The sequence below is a fragment of the Rhizobium herbae genome, from assembly GCF_017873135.1.
Classification (GTDB): domain Bacteria; phylum Pseudomonadota; class Alphaproteobacteria; order Rhizobiales; family Rhizobiaceae; genus Pararhizobium; species Pararhizobium herbae.
Genome location: NZ_JAGGJV010000001.1, coordinates 478,005 through 496,809, shown reverse-complemented (window position 1 = coordinate 496,809; position 18,805 = coordinate 478,005). Strand labels below are relative to the sequence as shown.

The following is an 18,805-nucleotide window of genomic DNA, read 5'->3' as shown; positions in this document are numbered from 1 at the left end:
TTTGCCGCGTTCCGCCGCCGCCCTGTTTCGGGGCGGCGTGGTTGTTCTTGCGGCATGCAGACAGCAACGCCAAGCATCCGGAAAAATAATGCCAAAACTGACCATCATCGCCTTTGACGGCACGCCGTACGACTTCGACGTTCAAAACGGTTCGACTGTCATGGAAAATGCCGTGCGCAACTCGGTTCCCGGCGTCGAAGCCGAATGTGGCGGCGCCTGTGCGTGTGCGACCTGTCATGTCTACGTGGACGAGGCATGGTCGGCGACAGTGGGAGCACCGGAGGCGATGGAAGAGGATATGCTCGATTTCGCCTATGACGTGAAGCCGACATCGCGGCTGTCCTGTCAGATCAAGATGAGCGACCGCCTGGATGGGCTTGTCGTTCATGTTCCCGAGCGTCAGGCCTGAATTCTGCTGTTGCTGCCCATTTGTAAAAAAAGCCCCGCCAGTCGCGATCGACGAGCGGGGCTAGGAGGGCGCATCGCATGCAGATGAGGGAGGGAACATCTGCTGCATAAGGATACGCCAGGAGAACGCAACAACGCGCGGGAGCTTCGGCCGGTCGAACATCATCCGGAACGAGACAGTCAAGCGCGAAACAATACTTCCGGTCTGATACGTCCATCATGGATGCATATCTGATATATCCGGACTGAGGCGAAGAAGGCTTGTCTTCCTGTCTTTACCCTATGCTTGCACTGTACCTCATCTGCCGATGCTGTTGTATCGCTAGAAATCACCAATAAGATGCTGTTGATGCGCAAGCTTCGCGCAAGTCTTGCAATTGATATTTCGCGGTTTTTGCGGGTCGATTCGACGGGGGCGTGAGGGCACGGTTCAGCGCTTTGTCATCGCATCGAGCCGATACTGCAGCAGCCGGATCATGCGGCGGTCGAAATTGGCCGCTTCCATCTTGTCGAAACGGGCCTGGTCGCGGTCATGATCCTCGATGGCGGTTTCGCTCAATCGTGCCACGCGCGCCTGCATGCGTTCGCAGTCAGGCTCGGGCTTCAGCGCGAGGAAATCTCTTTCCAGCTTGCGGGCATGATTGCGGGCGATTTCGGCGTGGCGCTCCTCATGGCGCTTTATGTCGCTCGACAGGGTGTCCCAGACGAGTCCCAGATCCCGGCTGGCCTTCCTGCGGTTTTTCCAGCGCGGCAGGATGAGCCGGGTGCTGAGCGTAACCTTGGCACTGCCGACGGCGCAGCGATCGCCATGTTTCACATAGGTCACCGTGCCGCCGAACCTGATCCTGGTGGCACCGGGGTGACGCGCGCCGGTCCCCTTCATCAACGGGCCGTTTTCGGACAACGCCTTGTCCAGTTCCTCGGCCGTACGGCCGCCCACCGAAAAATAGGTGATACTCTTGTTCACGACGGTTTCGGCATAGGCTGTAGAGGAATGGCTCGCCACGATGCTCGCTATCAAAAGCGCGGCGAATGAAATGCGGCCAGTCGGCATATGTTTACAGATCTCGGCAGTTGAACTTCATCTGAGCTTGGGGCATAGCCAGCCAGAGCGCAACAGCAAATAGGCAACAGCTCCAGGCAAACCGGAAAACACAATGTATTTCGGGCATTTGCGGCAAAGACAGTTTGCGTCTGACTTCGGTCGACTTGGAAGCTCAATCCGGTCGGTATGCAGGGCGCGAGAAAGGGGTGAAACATGACGATCGATCCTTTCCAGCCCTTTGAATGGATGTTGGCACATGGTCGGACGCTGACACTCGGGCCCAGGGGATTGTTGATGGCGATCATCAATGTGACGCCGGATTCGTTTTCCGACGGGGGCATCTACAACGAAACCGAGGCTGCGGTATCCCAGGCAATGCGCTGTCTGGAAGATGGTGCCGTGATCCTCGATATTGGCGGCGAGTCGACCAGACCGGGCGCTGCTGAGGTCACCGCCGCCCGGGAGCAGGACCGTGTGCTGCCCGTCATCTCGGCGCTGGCCCGGCAGACCGATGCGATCATTTCTATCGATACATACCGGGCAGAGACCGCAAGGCTCGCGATTGCCGCCGGCGCGCATATCGTCAACGACGTGCACGGCCTGCAGCGCGAGCCCGATCTTGCCGGCGTGGCGGCAGCGGTCGGGGCAGGTCTCTGCATCATGCATACGGGCCGCGACCGCGAAAAGCTCGCCGATGTCGTGCGCGACCAGTATCATTTCCTTGATCGGTCTCTGGAAATCGCGGCGGCGGCCGGTGTTCAACGGGATCGGATGGTTCTCGATCCGGGCTTCGGTTTTGCCAAGGACACCGACGAGAATGTCGCGCTGATGGCGCGGTTCGACGAGTTGTTCGATTTTGGGCTGCCGCTTTTGGCCGGCACATCTCGAAAGCGCTTCATCGGCGCCATCACCGGTCGCGAGGCGCAGCAGAGGGATGCCGGCACGGCTGCGACGACCGCATTGCTCAGAATGGCAGGGGCTGCGGTTTTCCGGGTACACAATGTCGCAATCAACAGGGATGCGCTTCTGGTGGCGGATGCTATGCTCGCCTCAAAAATGCATGCGACGGGACAGCATGGGAAGGAAAATCGACCATGAAAGCGATCTACACGATCACCCTCAAGAACTGTGCCTTCTTCGCCCGCCACGGCGTGCATGACGAAGAGGAGTTTCTCGGGCAGCGGTTCTTCGTCGATGCGGAGCTGGATGTCGAACAGGGCACGGCACTGGTGGAGGATTCCATCAACGATACAGTGCATTACGGCATCGCCTTCACTGAGATCGAGAAGATCATCACCGGCCGGAGACGCTACCTGATCGAGGCGCTGGCGCTGGAGGTGGCGACCACGCTTTGTTCGGTTTTTCCGCAGGTTCGCCGTGCGAAAATATCGATCCGCAAGCCGAATGCCCCAGTTCCCGGCGTGCTTGACTATGTCCAGGTGACGGTCGAGCATTTTGCCTGAGATGGAACCGCAACTGGCGACGCTTGGCCTTGGCGGCAATATCGGCGATCCCGCCGCATCGATGGCGCGTGCGCTGATGCTTCTCGACGCCCGGCGGGACTGCTCGGTCACGGATGTCTCGAAGCTCTACCGCACGCCGCCCTGGGGAAAGACCGACCAGGCCTGGTTCTTCAATGCCTGCGCTGCCGTGCGGACATCGCTGTCTCCGGACGACTTGCTCGATGCGTGTCTGTCGATCGAACGCCAGATGAAACGGGAGCGGATCGAGCGCTGGGGCCCCCGCACGATCGATATCGATGTGCTGACCTATGATGACCTGAAGCAGCATTCACAGTCGCTGGAAATACCGCATCCCCGCATGACGGAACGCGGCTTCGTTCTGATGCCGCTCGCCGATTTCGCGCCGGATCTTGTCGTTTCCGGCCGGATGATTGCGGAATGGCTCAAGGATGCGGATGTCGCGGGTATAGAAGTCGCCGATCCACGTCGCGACTGGTGGCGGCATAGCCCGAAGTTGGTGCCCTGAACGCAAAAGAGCCGGATAACCCGGCTCTCTGAATTCATGCAGCAGGCAATACCTACTTGATCGAGCCGACCGCCATGGTGTCGACCTGGCGGCTGAGGCTGACGCCGATCACCGGAACCATGGTATCTTCCACCTTCACCGAGATGGTGATGTTCAACGTGGATTGATCCTGAAGCCGGGCGATCATCGCGCCGTTCAGCTTCTTGCGATTGATGCCGACGACCACCTTGTCCTTGGCGACATTTCCCGACACGATGTCGAGGCCCTTGCCGTTGGCGCCATCGAGGAACTTGCCGCTGTAGCTCTTGCCTGCCTGGGTGATGACGGCGGACATCGGCTGTTTGAAGACGCCGACGCGGCAGAAACCATCGAGCTTGATACCGGCAGAGGCGCCCTCTGAGGGCTCGCCGGTCAGGTCGCAGGTGAATTTCGTGCCCTTGTACTTGCCCGCGACGATTTCGCCCGGGCCTTTCCACTGGCCGGAAACCTGTTCGAAAAACGCCTTGTCGTTGCCGCCCGAAAACGCCGGAGAGGCTGCGCAGGTCAGAGCTGCGAGTGTGGCTGCGGCAGTACCGCGGGCGATCAAAGAAGGGCGCGAAAACATGAACGATCCTTGAGGGTCGATGTCGGGAATGTGAGGTTACATTTGCACTTAAATGGTTAATGGAGCGTTGCTTGCGACATTCCAGGTGCCTGTTCGCATACTCACGAAATGTTTCATCCGGCATTCCGGGGGTGGTCGAAATCAGTGGAAATCATTGACCTTTCACGCCGGCATCACTGTGATGTGCGCGCAGGTGAGAGGAGTTGCGTTGAAACCGGCGCGCGGTTTGTTACGTAGTTGCGCATATAAGGGAGGCTCGCAATGACCATCATTGACGACATCGAATCACGTCATGCGCCAACATCCGACGAGGGCAGAGTAATCTACCGGCACCGGATCGCCACGCGCATCACCCACTGGACCTGGGCGATTGCCCTGTTCTTCCTGCTCTTGAGCGGGTTGCAGATCTTCAACGCCCATCCGGAGCTTTATATCGGCAAGCAATCGGGCTTTGAGTTCGAAAACAGCGTGCTATCCATGAAGGCGATGCAGGCCAATGACGGCACCGTCAGCGGCTATACCACCGTTTTCGGCCGCAGTTTCGATACGACCGGCGTCTTCGGCATGAGCGGACCGGCCGACAATCCGTCCTATCGCGGCTTTCCCGCCTGGGCGACGCTGCCCTCCTATCAGGATCTGTCGACTGGACGCGTCATCCATTTTTTCTTTGCCTGGTTCTTCGTTGCCGCCTTTCTGATCTGGTTTGCCAGCAGCCTGATCAGCGGTCACCTCAAGCGCGACATTCTTCCCTCGATGGCCGATATCAGGGCCTTGCCGCAGAGCATCGCCGATCATCTGCGCTTTCGTTTCCATCATGACGGCCGCTACAACGGCCTTCAGAAGCTCGCCTATGCCGGTGTTCTGCTGGTGATCTTTCCGCTGATCATCTTGACGGGGCTGACCATGTCACCGGGCATGAATGCCGCCTGGCCGTGGTTGCTCGACATTTTCGGCGGGCGGCAGACGGCGCGAACCATCCATTTTCTCTGTATGGCCGCGCTGGTGGCGTTCTTCCTGATCCATATCTTCATGGTTCTGGCGGCCGGGCCTTTGAATGAAATGCGCTCGATTATTACCGGCTGGTACCGGACGGATGAGAAGAAGAACGAGGAGCACTCGGCATGAGCAGGTTTATCATCAACCGCCGCAAATTCCTTACCATCGCAGGCGTCGCGGCTTCCGCCATCCCGCTTTCGGGCTGCGATGCTTTGGACGGGTTGCTGTCGAGCCAAAGCCCCGTTCGCAATTTCCTCGCCTCTGCAAACAGCCTGACATACCGCGCTCACCGCGCGCTGATCGGGGCCGATACGCTGGCGCCGGAGTTTGCAGCGAGCGAAATCCGGCAGGGCCAGCGGCCGAACGGCTCCACCGATCCGACGGACGCCGACTATCTGGCGCTCAAGGACACGGCTTTTGCCGGTTATCGGCTGGCGGTTGGCGGGCTGGTCGAGAAGCCGGTAAGCTTCAGCCTCGACGAATTGCGCAACATGCCGGCCCGCACGCAGATCACCCGGCACGACTGCGTCGAGGGCTGGAGCTGCATTGCCAAATGGACCGGCGTTCCGCTTTCCAGGGTTCTGGATGAAGCCAAGGTGAAGCCGGAAGCGCGTTTCGTCGTCTTCCACTGTTACGACACCATGAATCTCGGTCTCTCAGGGGCCGTGCCCTACTACGAATCGATCGACCTTATCGATGCCCGCCATCCGCAGACGATTCTCGCCTATGGCAACAACGACAAGCCGCTGCCCGTTGCCAACGGTGCACCGCTCAGGGTTCGCATCGAGCGGCAGCTCGGCTACAAGATGGCGAAATACATCAAGGGAATAGAACTCGTTTCGACGCTCGCTCCGTTTGGCAGCGGCAAGGGCGGCTTCTGGGAAGACCTCGGCTACGAATGGTATGGCGGCATCTAGAGCCGTTCAGGGTTACCCCTGAAGGGCTCTAGCCGTCGCCTTCCGGCGTTCGCGTCTTGGACATTCCCGGCGTCAGGTCGCCGATGAAGTCGCCGATGCCGGGGCGCTTGAGTGCCCGGAACGGCATTGGCCGGCAGAGGTCCATCGCGGCGATGCCGATGCGCGCGGTCATCAGACCGTTGATGACGCCTTCGCCAAGCCGTGCCGAGAGTTTCGAGGCGAGACCATGGCCGAGCACCTGCTGGATCAGGCTGTCGCCGACGGCAATAGAGCCGGTGACCGCGAGATGGGCAATCACGTCACGCATCAGCCGCAACAAGCCGAACGTACCTGGCCTGCCGCCATAAAGATCGGCCATTGCCCGGATCAGACGCGCCGATTCGTAGATGACATAGCCGAGATCGACGAGCGCGCGCGGGCTGACGGCTGTGACGATCGAGACTCGCTTCGAAGCGTTGAGGATGAGCGACCGGGCGTCGCGATCGAGTGGAGTCAATAATTCGCGTTCGGTCAGGTCGAGCAGGTGCGGGCCATCGATGATCTCGGTTTCGGTTTCCTTCAGCCGCAGGCGCCCGCGTGCCGTCTGCGGCTTGGAAGCAAGCAGATGCACGAGATGGGCCATGACCTTTCGTGCCGGTTTCGCCGTCGGCGACAGGCTTGCGTCGATTGCTTCCTGCTTCAGCACCTGGACGGCGTTGAGCCGCATAAGCCCGGAGAGTTCGCGGGCGATGATAACGAGGAAGGCGAGCAAGCCGATGGCGGCCGCGGCGATGGCGAGATAGCCAAGCCAGTCGGCGCGGGTGAAAAGATCGCGTATGAGACTGTCGACCCACAAGCCTACCGCCAGCGAAACCAGAATGCCCAGCGCACCGAAGGCGAGCTTGGCGAAGGAAAAACGCCGTTTGCGCGGCGCGGCCTCCGGCGCGTCGGGCAGGGCGCTCGTGGTTGCCGCAAAGGGATCGTCGGCGTCATCAGTCATGACGATGTTTTCGTCGAAGCTGGCCGGCGATCGTCTCGCGGACCCCGGCCTTTCGAGCGCGGTGGATGGTTCGTTCTCGATGGTGAACACGGCGGGCTTGCGCTGCGGAATCTTGGGCGTGTCGCTCATGCCAGCCGGTCTCCGAACAGGAATTGCATGGCCCGGTCGAGCCGGATGTGCGGCACCGACAGTTTCAGGCCGCCACCGGTCTCCTCGATATGCGGCGGCCGAAAACGCACGAAGCTCAGGTCAGGCACCAGGCTCTCTTCCGGTTTTGATTCAAGGTCTTGAAAAAGTGAATCCGGATTCTTCGGCAAGTCACCGGTAAATATAGCTGTTTTCCGTTCGCCGTCGAAGGTTTCGCCATTGATCGTTTCCCCTGCGATCGGGGTTCCGACGATGACCGGCAGGGCATGACCGTCATGGTTGACGGTGGCCTCGCGGGTTGCCCGGACGGAGGCGATCGCCATGACCTCAAGACCTGCACCGCTCATGCCGATGCGCTCGACGGCACGGTGGACGAGGCGCTCGGTGATCCGCTCAAGCCTGTCGTGGCTTTCATGATGCAGATGATCGGCCTTGGTCGCGGCGATCAGCACCTTGTCGATCCGCTTGGTGAGAAAGGAGGACAGGAAGGAATTGGTTCCCGGCTGGAAACTCGCCAGCACGTCTGCGAGCGCGCCTTCGAGATCGAGGAGCGATTCGGGGCCGCGATTGATCGCCTGCAGCGCGTCGATCAGCACGATCTGCCGGTCGAGCCTGGCGAAGTGTTCGCGGTAAAAGGGCTTCACCACATGCGTCTTGTAGGCCTCGTAACGCCGCTCCATCATCGCCCAGAGAGAGCCTTTTGGCGCACGGCCCTCTGGCAAGGCTGCAAGCGGCGAGAAAGTCAGTGCCGGCGAGCCTTCGAGATCGCCGGGCATCAGGAAACGGCCTGGCGGCAGCGTCGATAGCGAACGCTCGTCCGACTTGCAGGCCCGGAGATAAAGAGTGAAGGCTTCGGCAAGCCGGCGTGCATCCGCTTCCTCGGCGGGTGCCGTGATATCCAGCGACGAGGCCAGCGAAAGCCAGTCGGCCGACAGTTCCGCGCGCACGCCGGTCTGTGCCCGATCCGTCGTCCGGTTGCTGAATGTGCGAAAATCCTGGGTCAGCAGCGGCAGGTCGAGCAGCCATTCGCCGGGATAGTCGACGATGTCGATCGACAGTCTGCCGGGCGAGAAAAGCCGGTTCCAGCCGCTGGCGCTCTCGTAGTCGAGCGTGATGCGAAGCTGCGAAATCGCCCGCGTCGAATCCGGCCAGGTCCTGTCGCGGACCAGGGCGGTGATATGATCTTCGTACTGGAATCGCGGCACGGCATCGTCCGGCTGAGGTTCCAGCCTTATTTTTGAAACGCGCCCGGAGCGAACGGCTTCGAACACGGGCAGGCGGCCACCGTTCAGGAGATTGTGGACGAGCGACGAGATGAACACGGTCTTGCCGGCGCGAGACAGCCCGGTGACGCCGAGCCGCAGTGTCGGATTGACGAAACCCGATGCGCGGTCGGTCAGGGTATCGAGCGCAAGTCTTGCGTCATCGGTGAAGCGGGTCATGAATGGCGGCAAGATTTCGAGCCTCGGATACGCGTGGGATATGGCTTCAGGGCCATGCATGTCGTCTGCGATATAGGGTGCGGTCGTGGTCGAATAAAGGTTACGGCGGGCTGCTACCGCCGGCACTTAAAGGTTATGACGGTCCGGATCGAGCCATGCGGTCAATTTTCCAGGCGGCAGGGCGGCGTCCGATGGGCGCGTATCGAAGTCGACCACTGCCAGCGCGCCCGGCGGATATCCGGCTGGGATAGCCGTCGCCGCCGTCTCTTCGCCGAGGATTTCGCGCAGGATTTCCTCGATCACCGGATTATGCCCGACCACCATGAGCGAAGGGAGGGCATCGTCCTGGCTGCCGATGATGTCGCGATAGATATTCGCTCCGCCAGCATAGAGCGCGTCGAGATAGCGGATTTCCAGGTCCTCGCTCATGGCGCGACGGAACGCCTCTGCTGTCTGGCGGCAGCGAGCGGCAGTCGAGCAGAGGACGAGATCCGGCACGAGACCCCGGTCCGCCGCCATGTCGGCAACAATCTCTGCGTCGGCAAAACCGGCGTCATCCAGTGTCCTGTCGAAATCCTTCTGTCCCGGAAGCGCCCAGGCGGCCTTGGCGTGCCGGAGAAGATAAAGCCGGAAAACCGGGGCGGGTGCAGCGGGCATATGGCGGGATCCCAGAAAAATGGCAGACCGACCGACGGCGCGTTGTCGATCGTTCGGCTTTGTATGCGCTTTGTCCGCCGGGACTGCCGAAAGATCAAGCCACGCGAATTGTTTTTCGAAACGTCGTCTTAGCGACGCTTGCCGTGCCGCCGGCTTGATGATGGTGGCGCGCGCATACATCGCATCCCGTTGAAGGGGGTGAAAAATTTGTGCTTATTTTTTGTGCGGAGGGCATTTCGAAAAAATTCGTGTTTGCTACTTTGCTGCGCCAGCGCCGCAACTTTGGCGATGGATGCCGGATGTCAACCGCAAGACAATTTCCTGGAAAATTCCAAACCTGTAATTTTGATGAAATATTAGCCTGTTAGCCTTACGCGTAAGCAAAGATTAAAAAACAGTGGGCTGTTTTTCAAAGGCTTGAAACGGCGCGTGCATGGGTCTATACACCGCCGCACATGAGATGTTCTTCAGGAGAATCGCGTTGAGTGAGAAGATCGATCTTAGTTCCTTTGTCTTGTCGGAGACCGAGGAATTCATGAATACCAACCAGCGGGCATATTTTAGAGCAAAGCTGAACGCCTGGAAAAACGACATCCTCCGTGAGGCGCGCGAAACGCTCGGGCACCTCGCCGAGGAAAGTGCAAACCACCCTGATCTTGCAGACAGAGCATCGTCGGAAACTGACCGGGCGATCGAGCTTCGGGCACGTGACCGGCAGCGTAAGCTGATTTCCAAGATCGATTCTGCCCTTCAGCGTATTGATGAGGGAACCTACGGTTACTGCGAGGAAACCGGCGAACCGATCGGACTGAAGCGTCTCGACGCCAGACCGATCGCCACACTGTCGATCGAGGCGCAGGAGCGTCACGAACGGCGGGAAAAAGTTTACCGCGACGAGTAATCGTCTCAGTCCAGCACATTAAAAAAACGGCGCGAGATCATCGCGCCGTTTTTGTTTCCATGATTGGCCGGCTGCCGTCGCCGGTCTTGTTTGGCTCTAGCTCTTCCGGTTGACGGCGATCTCGTTCAGCATCCGGTTCATCTCGTCTTCCAGGCTAGGCTCGGTTCGATTGCCTTGCACGGCGCCGGGACGGGGCTCCTGACGGACCGCAGGGTTGGGCGAGGCGGCATTTGTCGCCCGCCTATCGCTTTGGAAACGAACGTCCTCGGCGGTCAGCTTGCCGAGATCTCCGGTGATCTCGGCATCGAGAATGCGTTCGAACTCGAGGGCCGAGCTGTCCTTCTGGATTTGCACCGCAGGCGTCTGCGCAGCCGTTGCGACCACCGCCGGGGTTGTCTGCGTCGAAGGGCGCTGCACGGCGACAGGCTGGTTGGCTGCGAGAACGCGCGACCGCGCAGCATCGAGAATATCTTCCGGCGATCTCAGCGTCTCAGCCAAGACCGGCGGCGTGGTGGCAGCGACCGGCTGGGTTTGGGCTGGAACGTGGCGTTCGCCCTGCTGGCGGGTGAGGGGCGTGGTATCCGGATGAGGCCTTGCCAGGCCACCAGACCTTGTCGGCGACGCGGCGACGTCGGAGCCTTCGCCATAGAGAACCTGGCCCATGGCGGAAACAGGTGCCGCCTTCGTTTCCGGCTGAGGGACAACGCGGCGCTCGGCTGCCGGGCGCGCGACAGTCGTTTCCGGCAGGGCCGCCGTCGCGGTCGCGGCGGCCTGTGGCGCGGGCTGGGATTGCGACGCGATCCGGCTCTCGATGACGACATCGGTCGGTCCGCCGATCATGATCAGGTGCTCGACATCGTCCCTGCGGACCAGAACGAGCCGCCGGCGGGTGTCGATCGCCGCCGCATCAAGCACGGCGAGCCGCGGCTGCCGGTTCTTGCCGCCGCGGATGAACGGCGAGGACGGACGGTTGCGGATGAACCAGAGTACCGCGACCAGGCAAAGCAGCCCCAGAGCCACAGCGCCCGCGGCAATGATGAAACGGGTACCGTTGTTGCCAACGATATCTTCGATCATGTGCTGTACTCCTTCGTGAAACCGTGACTTGCGCCTATTTGACGGCTTTTTTCGGGTCGAGACAAGCGGTGTCGATCCTTGTCCAAGCCTGATTGTTCTATCGCTAACGTAGCGCTGTTTCCAGCTTCGGCGAGGTCTTGCGGGACATTCCCTGTGAATTGACGGCAATGCCTTTGATAGAGGTGCTTTCTGCTCTTCCCTGCGACTGTTAAAGATGATTCTTGCTTGGTGTTTCGCGGTCCGCCGGCGCGGGTTGCATATCCGCCCCGGCTGCCGTTGAGCGGAGCAGATGGACCGAACCCGCACGCTCATTCCGGGTGCGCATGGCACGGTTGCAAACGAGGGCCTTATGACGAAATTGCGGCAGGCAGGTGACTACCACATGCCGATTGTGGACCGTGGAACCCGGCCAGGCACGGTGCTGCGGATCATTCTGCTCGCCATCGTCCTGACGGTTTCGGCTGTCGCCTTCGTCATCTTCAAGAATCAGCTCGAAAACCAGATCGTGCTCGGCATTCTCGGCGTGCTGGCCATGGTCGGCATTTTCTTCCTGGTCTCTTCGGTCATCGGCTTCATCGAGGTCATGCCGCAGTCGCGGCCGGATGAGCTGGCCCGCGCCTTTCTCGACGGCCACCAGGATGGGACGCTGGTCACCGACCGCAAGGGCCGCATCATCTACGCCAATGCGGCCTACGGGGCGCTGACCGGTGCCACCAAAGCGACCGAAATCCAGTCGCTTGAGACCATCCTGTCGCGCAACCGCGAGGCAACCGAAGCGATCTACCGGCTGACCAACGGCCTGCATGAAGGCAAACCCGGCCATGAGGAGTTCCGCCTGCTGAAGCCATTGCGCCCGACCGGCGGTTCAGCTGGATCCGGCGCGCACTGGTTCCGCCTGAAGGCGCGCGTCCTGCCGCTCGAAGACGGCGAGCGCAACCCGCTCTATATCTGGCAGATTTCCGACATTACCTCGGAGCGCGACGATCAGGAGCGCTTCTTCAAGGAATTGCAGAACGCCATCGACTATCTCGATCATGCGCCCGCCGGCTTCTTTTCCGCCGGCAAGAAGGGCGAAATTTTCTATATCAACGCGACGCTTGCCGACTGGCTGGGCCTCGATCTCACCAAATTCCAGCCGGGATCGATGACGATCGCCGATCTGGTGGCGGGCGAGGGACTGGCGCTGGTGCAGTCGGTGCAGGCAGAACCCGGCCTGAAAAAGACCAAGACGCTCGATCTCGACCTGCGCAAGGCCAATGGCCAGAGCTTTGCCGTGCGCATGGTGCATCGTGTCTCTTCTGCCCGCGACGGCGCACCCGGCGAGAGCCGGACGATCGTGCTTGCCCGCTCCAACGACGATGAAAGCGACCAGTCGGCCTCGATCGCCGCCATGCGCTTTACCCGTTTCTTCAACAACACGCCGATGGCGATCGCCTCCGTCGATGGCGATGGACGAATCTTAAGAACCAACGCACCGTTCCTGAAGCTGTTTTCCGCCGTCGTGTCGCAGGACGACATGGAGCATGGCGCGCTGCTGGAGGCCGTCGTCCATGAGACCGATCGGTTGCTGTTGCGCGAGGCGCTGGATGCCGCCAAGGACCGGCAGGGCGACATCGCGCCGATCGATTCGCTGCACCCGACCGACGAAGCCCGGCATTTCCGCTTCTATGTGAACGCGGTCATTGACCAGAGCGACCAGGCGCCGGAAGAGGCGGCGATCGTCTATGCCGTCGAGATCACCGAGCAGAAGGCGCTCGAAACCCAGATGGCGCAGACGCAGAAGATGAATGCGGTCGGAACGCTGGCGGGCGGCATCGCCCATGACTTCAATAACGTCCTGACGGCGATCCTGCTTTCCTCGGACCATCTGCTTCTTTCGGCCCGTCCGTCGGACGCAAGTTTTGCCGATCTGATGGAGATCAAGCGCAACGCCAATCGCGCCGCCGTTCTGGTGCGCCAGTTGCTGGCCTTTTCGCGCAAGCAGACGATGCGGCCGACCGTGCTTTCCATGACCGATGTCGTCGGCGACCTGCGCATGCTGGTCGATCGCATGACCGGAACCAATGTCAAGCTCGAGGTCGATTATGGCCGCGATCTCTGGCCGGTGCGCACCGATCTCGGGCAGTTCGAACAGGTGGTGCTCAATCTGGCCGTCAACGCCCGCGACGCCATGCCCGATGGCGGCGTCATCACGCTGCGCACGCGAAACCTGCCGGCATCGGAAGTGGCGGCGCTGAACCGTCGTGAGCTTCCCGAAGACGATTACGTGATGGTCGAGGTGTCGGACCAGGGCACCGGCATTCCGCCCGAAATCCTCGACAAGATCTTCGAGCCGTTCTTTACCACCAAGGAGGTCGGCAAGGGTACGGGGCTTGGGCTTTCGATGGTCTACGGCATCATCAAGCAGTCCGGCGGCTACATCTATCCCGAATCGGAGGTTGGCAAGGGAACGACCTTCCGTATCCTCCTGCCGCGCTACATCGAAGAAGCGCCGTTGCCGGGCGAGGCCGGCGAGGCGCAGGCCGCCGCAGCCCTGGCTGCAAAGGCGCCCGCCAAGGCGGAGCCGACGGACCTCACCGGGAATTCGGCGGTGGTTCTGCTCGTGGAAGACGAAGAGGCCGTACGCCGCGGCGGCAAGCGCATGCTGGAGACCCGCGGCTACACGGTGCATGAGGCAGGCTCGGGCGTCGAGGCACTCGAAGTCATGGAGGAACTGAACGGCGCCGTCGATATCGTCGTCTCCGACGTCGTGATGCCCGAAATGGACGGGCCGACGCTGCTGCGCGAAATCCGCAAGACCTATCCGGACCTGAAGTTCATCTTCGTCTCCGGTTATGCCGAGGACGCCTTTGCCCGGAATCTACCCGCCGACGCCAAATTCGGCTTTCTACCCAAGCCGTTCTCCCTGAAGCAGCTCGCCGTTGCCGTTCGGGAAATGCTCGACAGCTGATTGTTGACGCAGCAGGTCCCGGTAAGCGGCCTCGCGGGCGAAGGTATTTTCGCCGCCGGATTTCGTTTGTCGAAAAAAGGCCTGTTTTGCGATGTGCAAATGGCGAACGCCCAAGCGGTCGTTGTCATCGGGGGCCAGATCGTTCGATCACCCCCCATGATCGGCGCAGATATACACGTCCCATCCCCACATTCTGTGAGAGATCAATGAATTCCAAACTCAGGGTCGCGGTTCTTTTCGGCGGACGATCTGCCGAGCACGATGTTTCCATCCTTTCCGCCAGCAATGTGCTCAAGGCGCTTGATGCCACCAAATATGACGTGGTTCCCATACTGATCACCCGCAATGGACATTGGCTTGTCCTGGACGTCGAAGACGGAGCCCTTCCAGACCCGATCCCGCAAACCGGTACCGAAATATGCCTGGTGCCCGGCGGACGCGGTCGCCTCTTCGTCATTCCAAAGGCCGGTCCACCGCGCGAATTGCCGCCGATCGATATTCTGTTCCCGGTCCTGCACGGCCTGCATGGCGAAGACGGTTCCATCCAGGGGCTTGCCGAAGTCGCCATGGTGCCTTTTGCCGGATGCGGAATTCTCGGATCCGCGACGGCGATCGACAAGGATGTCGCAAAGCGCCTGCTCAAGGAGGCGGGGCTGCCGGTGGCGCGTTCCCTCACGGTCCGCGCTGGCGAGGTGCCAGCCTTCGAAGAGGTAGTGAAGGAACTCGGATTGCCGGTGTTTGTCAAACCCGCCCGACTGGGATCATCGGTTGGCGTCAGCAAGGCGGAAACGGCAGGCGAGTTTCAAGCCGCTCTGGCCGAAGGGTTCAAGCATGACGAAAAGGTTCTTGTCGAGGAGTTCATTCAGGGGCGCGAGATCGAATGCAGCATCCTCGAACAGGTCGATGGCGAGTTGCTGGCTTCCGTCCTTGGCGAAATCATCCCGGCTGAAAGCCATGGTTTCTATACATACGATGCCAAATATATTGACCCGGCCGGTGCTGCGCTGAGCATTCCCGCCCAATTGCCCGCCGAGGTAACGCAGCACATCAGAACCATGTCGCAGCAGGCCTTTCGGGCTTTGGGCTGCGATGGCATGGCGCGTATCGATTTCTTCGTGCGGCCGGACATGAGCGCTGTCGTCAACGAGATCAACACGATCCCCGGCTTCACCGATATCAGCATGTACGCCAAGGCTCTGGCCGCGAGCGGTATTGCCTATCCGGACGTCATCGATCGCTTGATCGAGCACGGGCTGGCGCGCAGCCGGCGGCAGAACTGATGCCGCGGGGGCTGGCAGCCAGCCCCCGCCATTTCCCGCGGTCCTGTTGGTCTCAGACCAGCGCGACCGCAATTTCGGCCGCGAGCCGGGCATTGTTCTCGACCAGCGCGATATTGGTCTCGAGGCTGCGGCCGTCCGTCAGGCCGAAAATGCTGTCGAGCAGATAGGGCGTGACCGCCTTGCCGGAGATCTCGTCGCGTTCGGCATTGTCGAGCGCCCGGGTGATGTAGATTTCCATTTCGTCGCGCGGGATTTCACTTTCCTCGGGCACGGGATTGGCAATCAGCATGCCGCCGTCGACACCAAGCAGGTCGCGCATCTTCTGGAAATTGGCGATCGCTGCCGGGCTGTTGAGCATCAGCGGGCTCTTCAGGCCGCTGTCGCGTGACCAGAAGGCCGGGAAGATCTCGCTGTCATACGTGACGACCGGAACACCGCGCGTTTCCAGCACTTCGAGCGTCTTCGGAATATCGAGGATCGCCTTTGCGCCGGCACAGACGACGATGACGCCGGTGCGGGCCAGTTCGTCGAGGTCGGCGGAAATGTCAAAACTCTCTTCGGCCTTGCGATGCACGCCGCCGATGCCGCCTGTGGCAAAGACCCGGATGCCGGCGCGCGCCGCCGCGATCATGGTGGCCGCGACGGTGGTGGCTCCGGTGCGGCGTTCGGCGATCGCAAAGGCGAGATCGGCGCGCGACAGCTTCATGGCGCCTTCGGTTTGGGCCAATACCTCAAGTTCGGCGTCTTCCAGGCCGATATGCAGGATACCGTCGATGACGGCGATGGTCGCCGGTACAGCGCCTTCCTCGCGGATGATCGCCTCGACGCTGCGGGCCATGTTCAGATTGCCGGGAAACGGCATGCCATGCGTGATGATGGTCGATTCCAGCGCCACGATCGGCGCGCCGCGCGCCTTGGCGGCCGCGACTTCGTCGGAATATTCCATGGGCAGGAGCGGGGAGGAGGGCTTGGTCATCGCGGATCCTTTGTGGCTTTTTAAGGCGCGTTCATGACAGGATTTCGGCCGGCGGCACAAGCCGAATTGCTTCTTCGAGAATGCCGCGCGACATTTTTTCCGACACGGCAAGCGGTGAACGCACGGTGATGCCGGCAGCCGCGACCCCGTAGCGGAGGCATAAGTCCAGGCGCTCTCCCCGGAGAAAGGCCGACAGGAACCCGGCGGCGAGCGCATCGCCCGCACCCGTGACGTCGCCGAGCGCATCGAGCGCGGGCGGTGTGACCGTGACAGTCTGCTCGCCGCGAAACGCGATCGCGGGCTTGCCGCCGCGGGTGATGACGCCGCCGGAAAGACCAGTTGCCCGCAGGAGTGCCGGCCATTCCGCCGCCTCGACCCCGTCGCGGCCGGTCAGCGCCCGCGCTTCGGCCTCGTTCATGAAGAGAAAGCTCAGTCCGGAGAGGCTTGCGGCAAGACGAACGACCTTTGCCGGTGAAATCGCGATGGCGGCGATCGGCTTTGATTCCCGTACGGCGCGGCCAATCAAGCCGGCAAGTGTCTCTTCCGGCAGGTTGGCATCGGTGACGATGAGATCGCTTGATGTGATGATCTGGCGCATCGCCCGCTGCTGCAACCGTCGCGGCGAGAACAGCCGGTAGAGATCCATGTCGGCCAGCGCGATCACCAGATTGCCGTCATTCTCGAGGATCGCCGTATAGCTCGGCGTCTTGCGGTCGAGGAAGATGAAGGGGCAATCGACGACGCCGGCTTCCGCAGCGGCAAGGGCCACCGTCTCGCCGGCCGCATCGCCACCGCGCGGGCCGATCATCCGGACCTCAAGCTCCAGCCGCGCCAGATTGCGAGCCGCGTTGAAACCGCCGCCACCGGCCTCCTCGAACCACGTACCCGGATTACTCGCCCCGGGAGCCGTCGCGCCGGAGATGCGCGCGCGGCGGTCGATATGTGCGCCGCCGAAGATGGAAACAAGTCTGCCCGTCATGCGATTTCCTGTGTGTCCGTGCCTGGCGATTCGGTATGTCATTTCAATATTTCGTGTTTTGTCCCATTCGTTTCCATAGGTTTTGAAAGGCCGGGAACAAGAAAAGAACACGCGTTCGTTTATGCTGAAGATTCAGGTGTATAGATAGCCCTTGCAAAATGAGAACAAAAAGTGTACATAGCTTTCATCGGCGGCTTCATTGCCTCAACAGCTTCCATAACCTAAAGGTGGATCACATGGCACAAAACTCTTTGCGGCTTGTAGAGGACAAATCGGTGGATAAAAGCAAGGCACTTGAAGCGGCACTCTCCCAGATCGAACGGTCGTTCGGCAAGGGATCGATCATGAAGCTCGGTGGAAAAGACAGCATTATGGAGATCGAGACCGTTTCGACGGGCTCTTTGAGTCTCGACATCGCACTCGGGATCGGCGGGCTGCCCAAGGGGCGCGTCATCGAAATCTACGGACCGGAAAGCTCGGGCAAGACGACACTGGCGCTGCAGACCATTGCCGAAGCGCAGAAGAAGGGCGGTATCTGCGCCTTCGTCGACGCGGAACACGCGCTCGATCCGGTCTATGCCCGCAAGCTCGGCGTCGATCTGGAAAATCTCTTGATCTCGCAGCCGGATACCGGCGAACAGGCACTGGAAATCACCGATACGCTGGTGCGCTCCGGCGCCATCGACGTTCTCGTCATCGATTCGGTCGCAGCGCTGGTGCCGCGCGCTGAAATCGAAGGTGAAATGGGCGACAGCCTGCCCGGCCTGCAGGCCCGCCTGATGAGCCAGGCGCTGCGCAAGCTGACCGCCTCGATCTCCAAGTCGAACTGCATGGTCATCTTCATCAACCAGATCCGCATGAAGATCGGCGTCATGTTCGGTTCGCCGGAAACCACGACGGGCGGCAACGCCCTGAAATTCTACGCGTCCGTCCGCCTCGACATCCGCCGCATCGGCGCGGTCAAGGAGCGCGAGGAAGTGATCGGCAACCAGACGCGCGTCAAAGTCGTCAAGAACAAGATGGCGCCTCCCTTCAAGCAGGTCGAATTCGACATCATGTATGGCGAAGGCGTGTCGAAGACCGGCGAACTCGTCGATCTCGGCGTCAAGGCGGGTATTGTCGAAAAGTCGGGTGCCTGGTTCTCCTACAACAGCCAGCGTCTCGGCCAGGGCCGTGAAAACGCCAAGACCTTTTTGCGGGACAATCCGGAGACGGCGAAGGAGATCGAACTGCTGCTGCGCCAGAATGCGGGCCTGATCGCGGAAAAATTCCTTGAAAACGGCGGCCCGGAAGCCGGAGACGAAGATGACGATGCCGCTCTGGCATAGGATCGTCTGATTTTTAGCACGTCTTGCCGGCCGCTCCTTGAAGGGCGGCCGGTTTTCTTTTGCCGTCTGGACAGGGGTTGGCCCGGACGATAAAAGCCTGTGTTCCAATTGGGCGGGAGAGGATCGGCGG

18 protein-coding genes are annotated in these 18,805 nt (G+C 60.9%); 10 read left to right on the top strand and 8 right to left on the bottom strand.

Annotated features, from left to right (window positions below):
- The first annotated feature begins 88 nt into the window (after positions 1 to 88).
- Positions 89 to 409 (top strand): 2Fe-2S iron-sulfur cluster-binding protein, encoded by a 321-nt coding sequence (locus tag J2Z75_RS02565; RefSeq protein WP_209847284.1) that lies wholly within the window; start codon positions 89 to 91, stop codon positions 407 to 409.
- A 429-nt stretch (positions 410 to 838) separates the two neighbouring features.
- On the opposite strand, the gene J2Z75_RS02560 is transcribed toward J2Z75_RS02565, so the two are convergent.
- Positions 839 to 1,462 carry a DUF922 domain-containing Zn-dependent protease gene (locus J2Z75_RS02560; RefSeq protein ID WP_209847281.1) on the bottom strand — a complete coding sequence of 208 codons (624 nt, stop codon included), beginning with the start codon at positions 1,460 to 1,462 and terminating at the stop codon, positions 839 to 841.
- Positions 1,463 to 1,666: 204 nt separating this feature from the next.
- Between J2Z75_RS02560 and folP the strand changes: the two genes are divergently transcribed.
- The 3 genes from folP to folK are packed head-to-tail and all read left to right on the top strand — an operon-like array spanning position 1,667 to position 3,442.
- Complete coding sequence (folP, locus tag J2Z75_RS02555; RefSeq protein WP_209847278.1) at positions 1,667 to 2,551, top strand: dihydropteroate synthase; 885 nt, start codon at positions 1,667 to 1,669, stop codon at positions 2,549 to 2,551.
- The gene (gene folB, locus J2Z75_RS02550) at positions 2,548 to 2,916 is read left to right on the top strand and encodes a dihydroneopterin aldolase (protein ID WP_209847275.1); all 369 of its coding nucleotides are present in this window, start codon (positions 2,548 to 2,550) and stop codon (positions 2,914 to 2,916) included. The genes folP and folB overlap by 4 nt, the downstream gene beginning before the upstream one ends.
- Positions 2,909 to 3,442 (top strand): 2-amino-4-hydroxy-6-hydroxymethyldihydropteridine diphosphokinase, encoded by a 534-nt coding sequence (gene folK, locus J2Z75_RS02545; RefSeq protein WP_209847272.1) that lies wholly within the window; start codon positions 2,909 to 2,911, stop codon positions 3,440 to 3,442. Before folB ends, folK begins: the two co-directional genes overlap by 8 nt.
- A gap of 52 nt (positions 3,443 to 3,494) precedes the next feature.
- Here the strand turns inward: folK and J2Z75_RS02540 are convergent, their stop codons facing one another.
- Complete coding sequence (locus J2Z75_RS02540; protein ID WP_209847269.1) at positions 3,495 to 4,046, bottom strand: hypothetical protein; 552 nt, start codon at positions 4,044 to 4,046, stop codon at positions 3,495 to 3,497.
- Between the two features lie 261 nt (positions 4,047 to 4,307).
- Here J2Z75_RS02540 and J2Z75_RS02535 point away from each other — a divergent pair, with 261 nt between their 5' ends.
- A complete protein-coding gene (locus J2Z75_RS02535) occupies positions 4,308 to 5,171 on the top strand; it encodes a cytochrome b/b6 domain-containing protein (RefSeq protein ID WP_209847266.1) in 864 nt (287 codons plus the stop codon).
- Complete coding sequence (locus tag J2Z75_RS02530) at positions 5,168 to 5,959, top strand: molybdopterin-binding protein (RefSeq protein WP_209847262.1); 792 nt, start codon at positions 5,168 to 5,170, stop codon at positions 5,957 to 5,959. The genes J2Z75_RS02535 and J2Z75_RS02530 overlap by 4 nt, the downstream gene beginning before the upstream one ends.
- Positions 5,960 to 5,987: 28 nt before the next feature.
- On the opposite strand, the gene J2Z75_RS02525 is transcribed toward J2Z75_RS02530, so the two are convergent.
- The 3 genes from J2Z75_RS02525 to J2Z75_RS02515 form a co-directional block, all read right to left on the bottom strand.
- Positions 5,988 to 7,067: a YcjF family protein gene (locus J2Z75_RS02525; protein ID WP_209847259.1), complete on the bottom strand. Its 1,080-nt coding sequence runs from the start codon at positions 7,065 to 7,067 to the stop codon at positions 5,988 to 5,990.
- Complete coding sequence (locus J2Z75_RS02520) at positions 7,064 to 8,539, bottom strand: YcjX family GTP-binding protein (protein ID WP_209847256.1); 1,476 nt, start codon at positions 8,537 to 8,539, stop codon at positions 7,064 to 7,066. The genes J2Z75_RS02525 and J2Z75_RS02520 overlap by 4 nt, the downstream gene beginning before the upstream one ends.
- Before the next feature lie 114 nt (positions 8,540 to 8,653).
- Positions 8,654 to 9,184: a SixA phosphatase family protein gene (locus tag J2Z75_RS02515; RefSeq protein ID WP_209847253.1), complete on the bottom strand. Its 531-nt coding sequence runs from the start codon at positions 9,182 to 9,184 to the stop codon at positions 8,654 to 8,656.
- A 481-nt stretch (positions 9,185 to 9,665) separates the two neighbouring features.
- Here J2Z75_RS02515 and dksA point away from each other — a divergent pair, with 481 nt between their 5' ends.
- Complete coding sequence (gene dksA / locus J2Z75_RS02510) at positions 9,666 to 10,085, top strand: RNA polymerase-binding protein DksA (RefSeq protein WP_209847250.1); 420 nt, start codon at positions 9,666 to 9,668, stop codon at positions 10,083 to 10,085.
- Positions 10,086 to 10,181: 96 nt separating this feature from the next.
- Here the strand turns inward: dksA and J2Z75_RS02505 are convergent, their stop codons facing one another.
- Positions 10,182 to 11,162 carry a flagellar biosynthetic protein FliO gene (locus tag J2Z75_RS02505; RefSeq protein ID WP_209847247.1) on the bottom strand — a complete coding sequence of 327 codons (981 nt, stop codon included), beginning with the start codon at positions 11,160 to 11,162 and terminating at the stop codon, positions 10,182 to 10,184.
- Between the two features lie 349 nt (positions 11,163 to 11,511).
- Here J2Z75_RS02505 and cckA point away from each other — a divergent pair, with 349 nt between their 5' ends.
- Entirely contained in the window at positions 11,512 to 14,112 is a 2,601-nt protein-coding gene (gene cckA, locus J2Z75_RS02500; protein WP_209848717.1) for a cell cycle histidine kinase CckA, read from the top strand.
- Positions 14,113 to 14,318: 206 nt separating this feature from the next.
- On the top strand, positions 14,319 to 15,392 hold the full coding sequence (locus tag J2Z75_RS02495) for a D-alanine--D-alanine ligase family protein (RefSeq protein WP_209847244.1): 1,074 nt from the start codon (positions 14,319 to 14,321) through the stop codon (positions 15,390 to 15,392).
- 52 nt (positions 15,393 to 15,444) lie between these two features.
- Here J2Z75_RS02495 and J2Z75_RS02490 read toward each other — a convergent pair whose 3' ends face one another.
- A complete protein-coding gene (locus J2Z75_RS02490) occupies positions 15,445 to 16,368 on the bottom strand; it encodes a pseudouridine-5'-phosphate glycosidase (RefSeq protein ID WP_209847239.1) in 924 nt (307 codons plus the stop codon).
- 31 nt (positions 16,369 to 16,399) lie between these two features.
- The gene (locus J2Z75_RS02485) at positions 16,400 to 17,347 is read right to left on the bottom strand and encodes a carbohydrate kinase family protein (protein WP_209847236.1); all 948 of its coding nucleotides are present in this window, start codon (positions 17,345 to 17,347) and stop codon (positions 16,400 to 16,402) included.
- Between the two features lie 236 nt (positions 17,348 to 17,583).
- On the opposite strand from J2Z75_RS02485, the gene recA reads away from it, so the two are divergent.
- The gene (recA, locus tag J2Z75_RS02480; protein WP_209847233.1) at positions 17,584 to 18,675 is read left to right on the top strand and encodes a recombinase RecA; all 1,092 of its coding nucleotides are present in this window, start codon (positions 17,584 to 17,586) and stop codon (positions 18,673 to 18,675) included.
- The last annotated feature ends 130 nt before the right edge of the window (positions 18,676 to 18,805 follow it).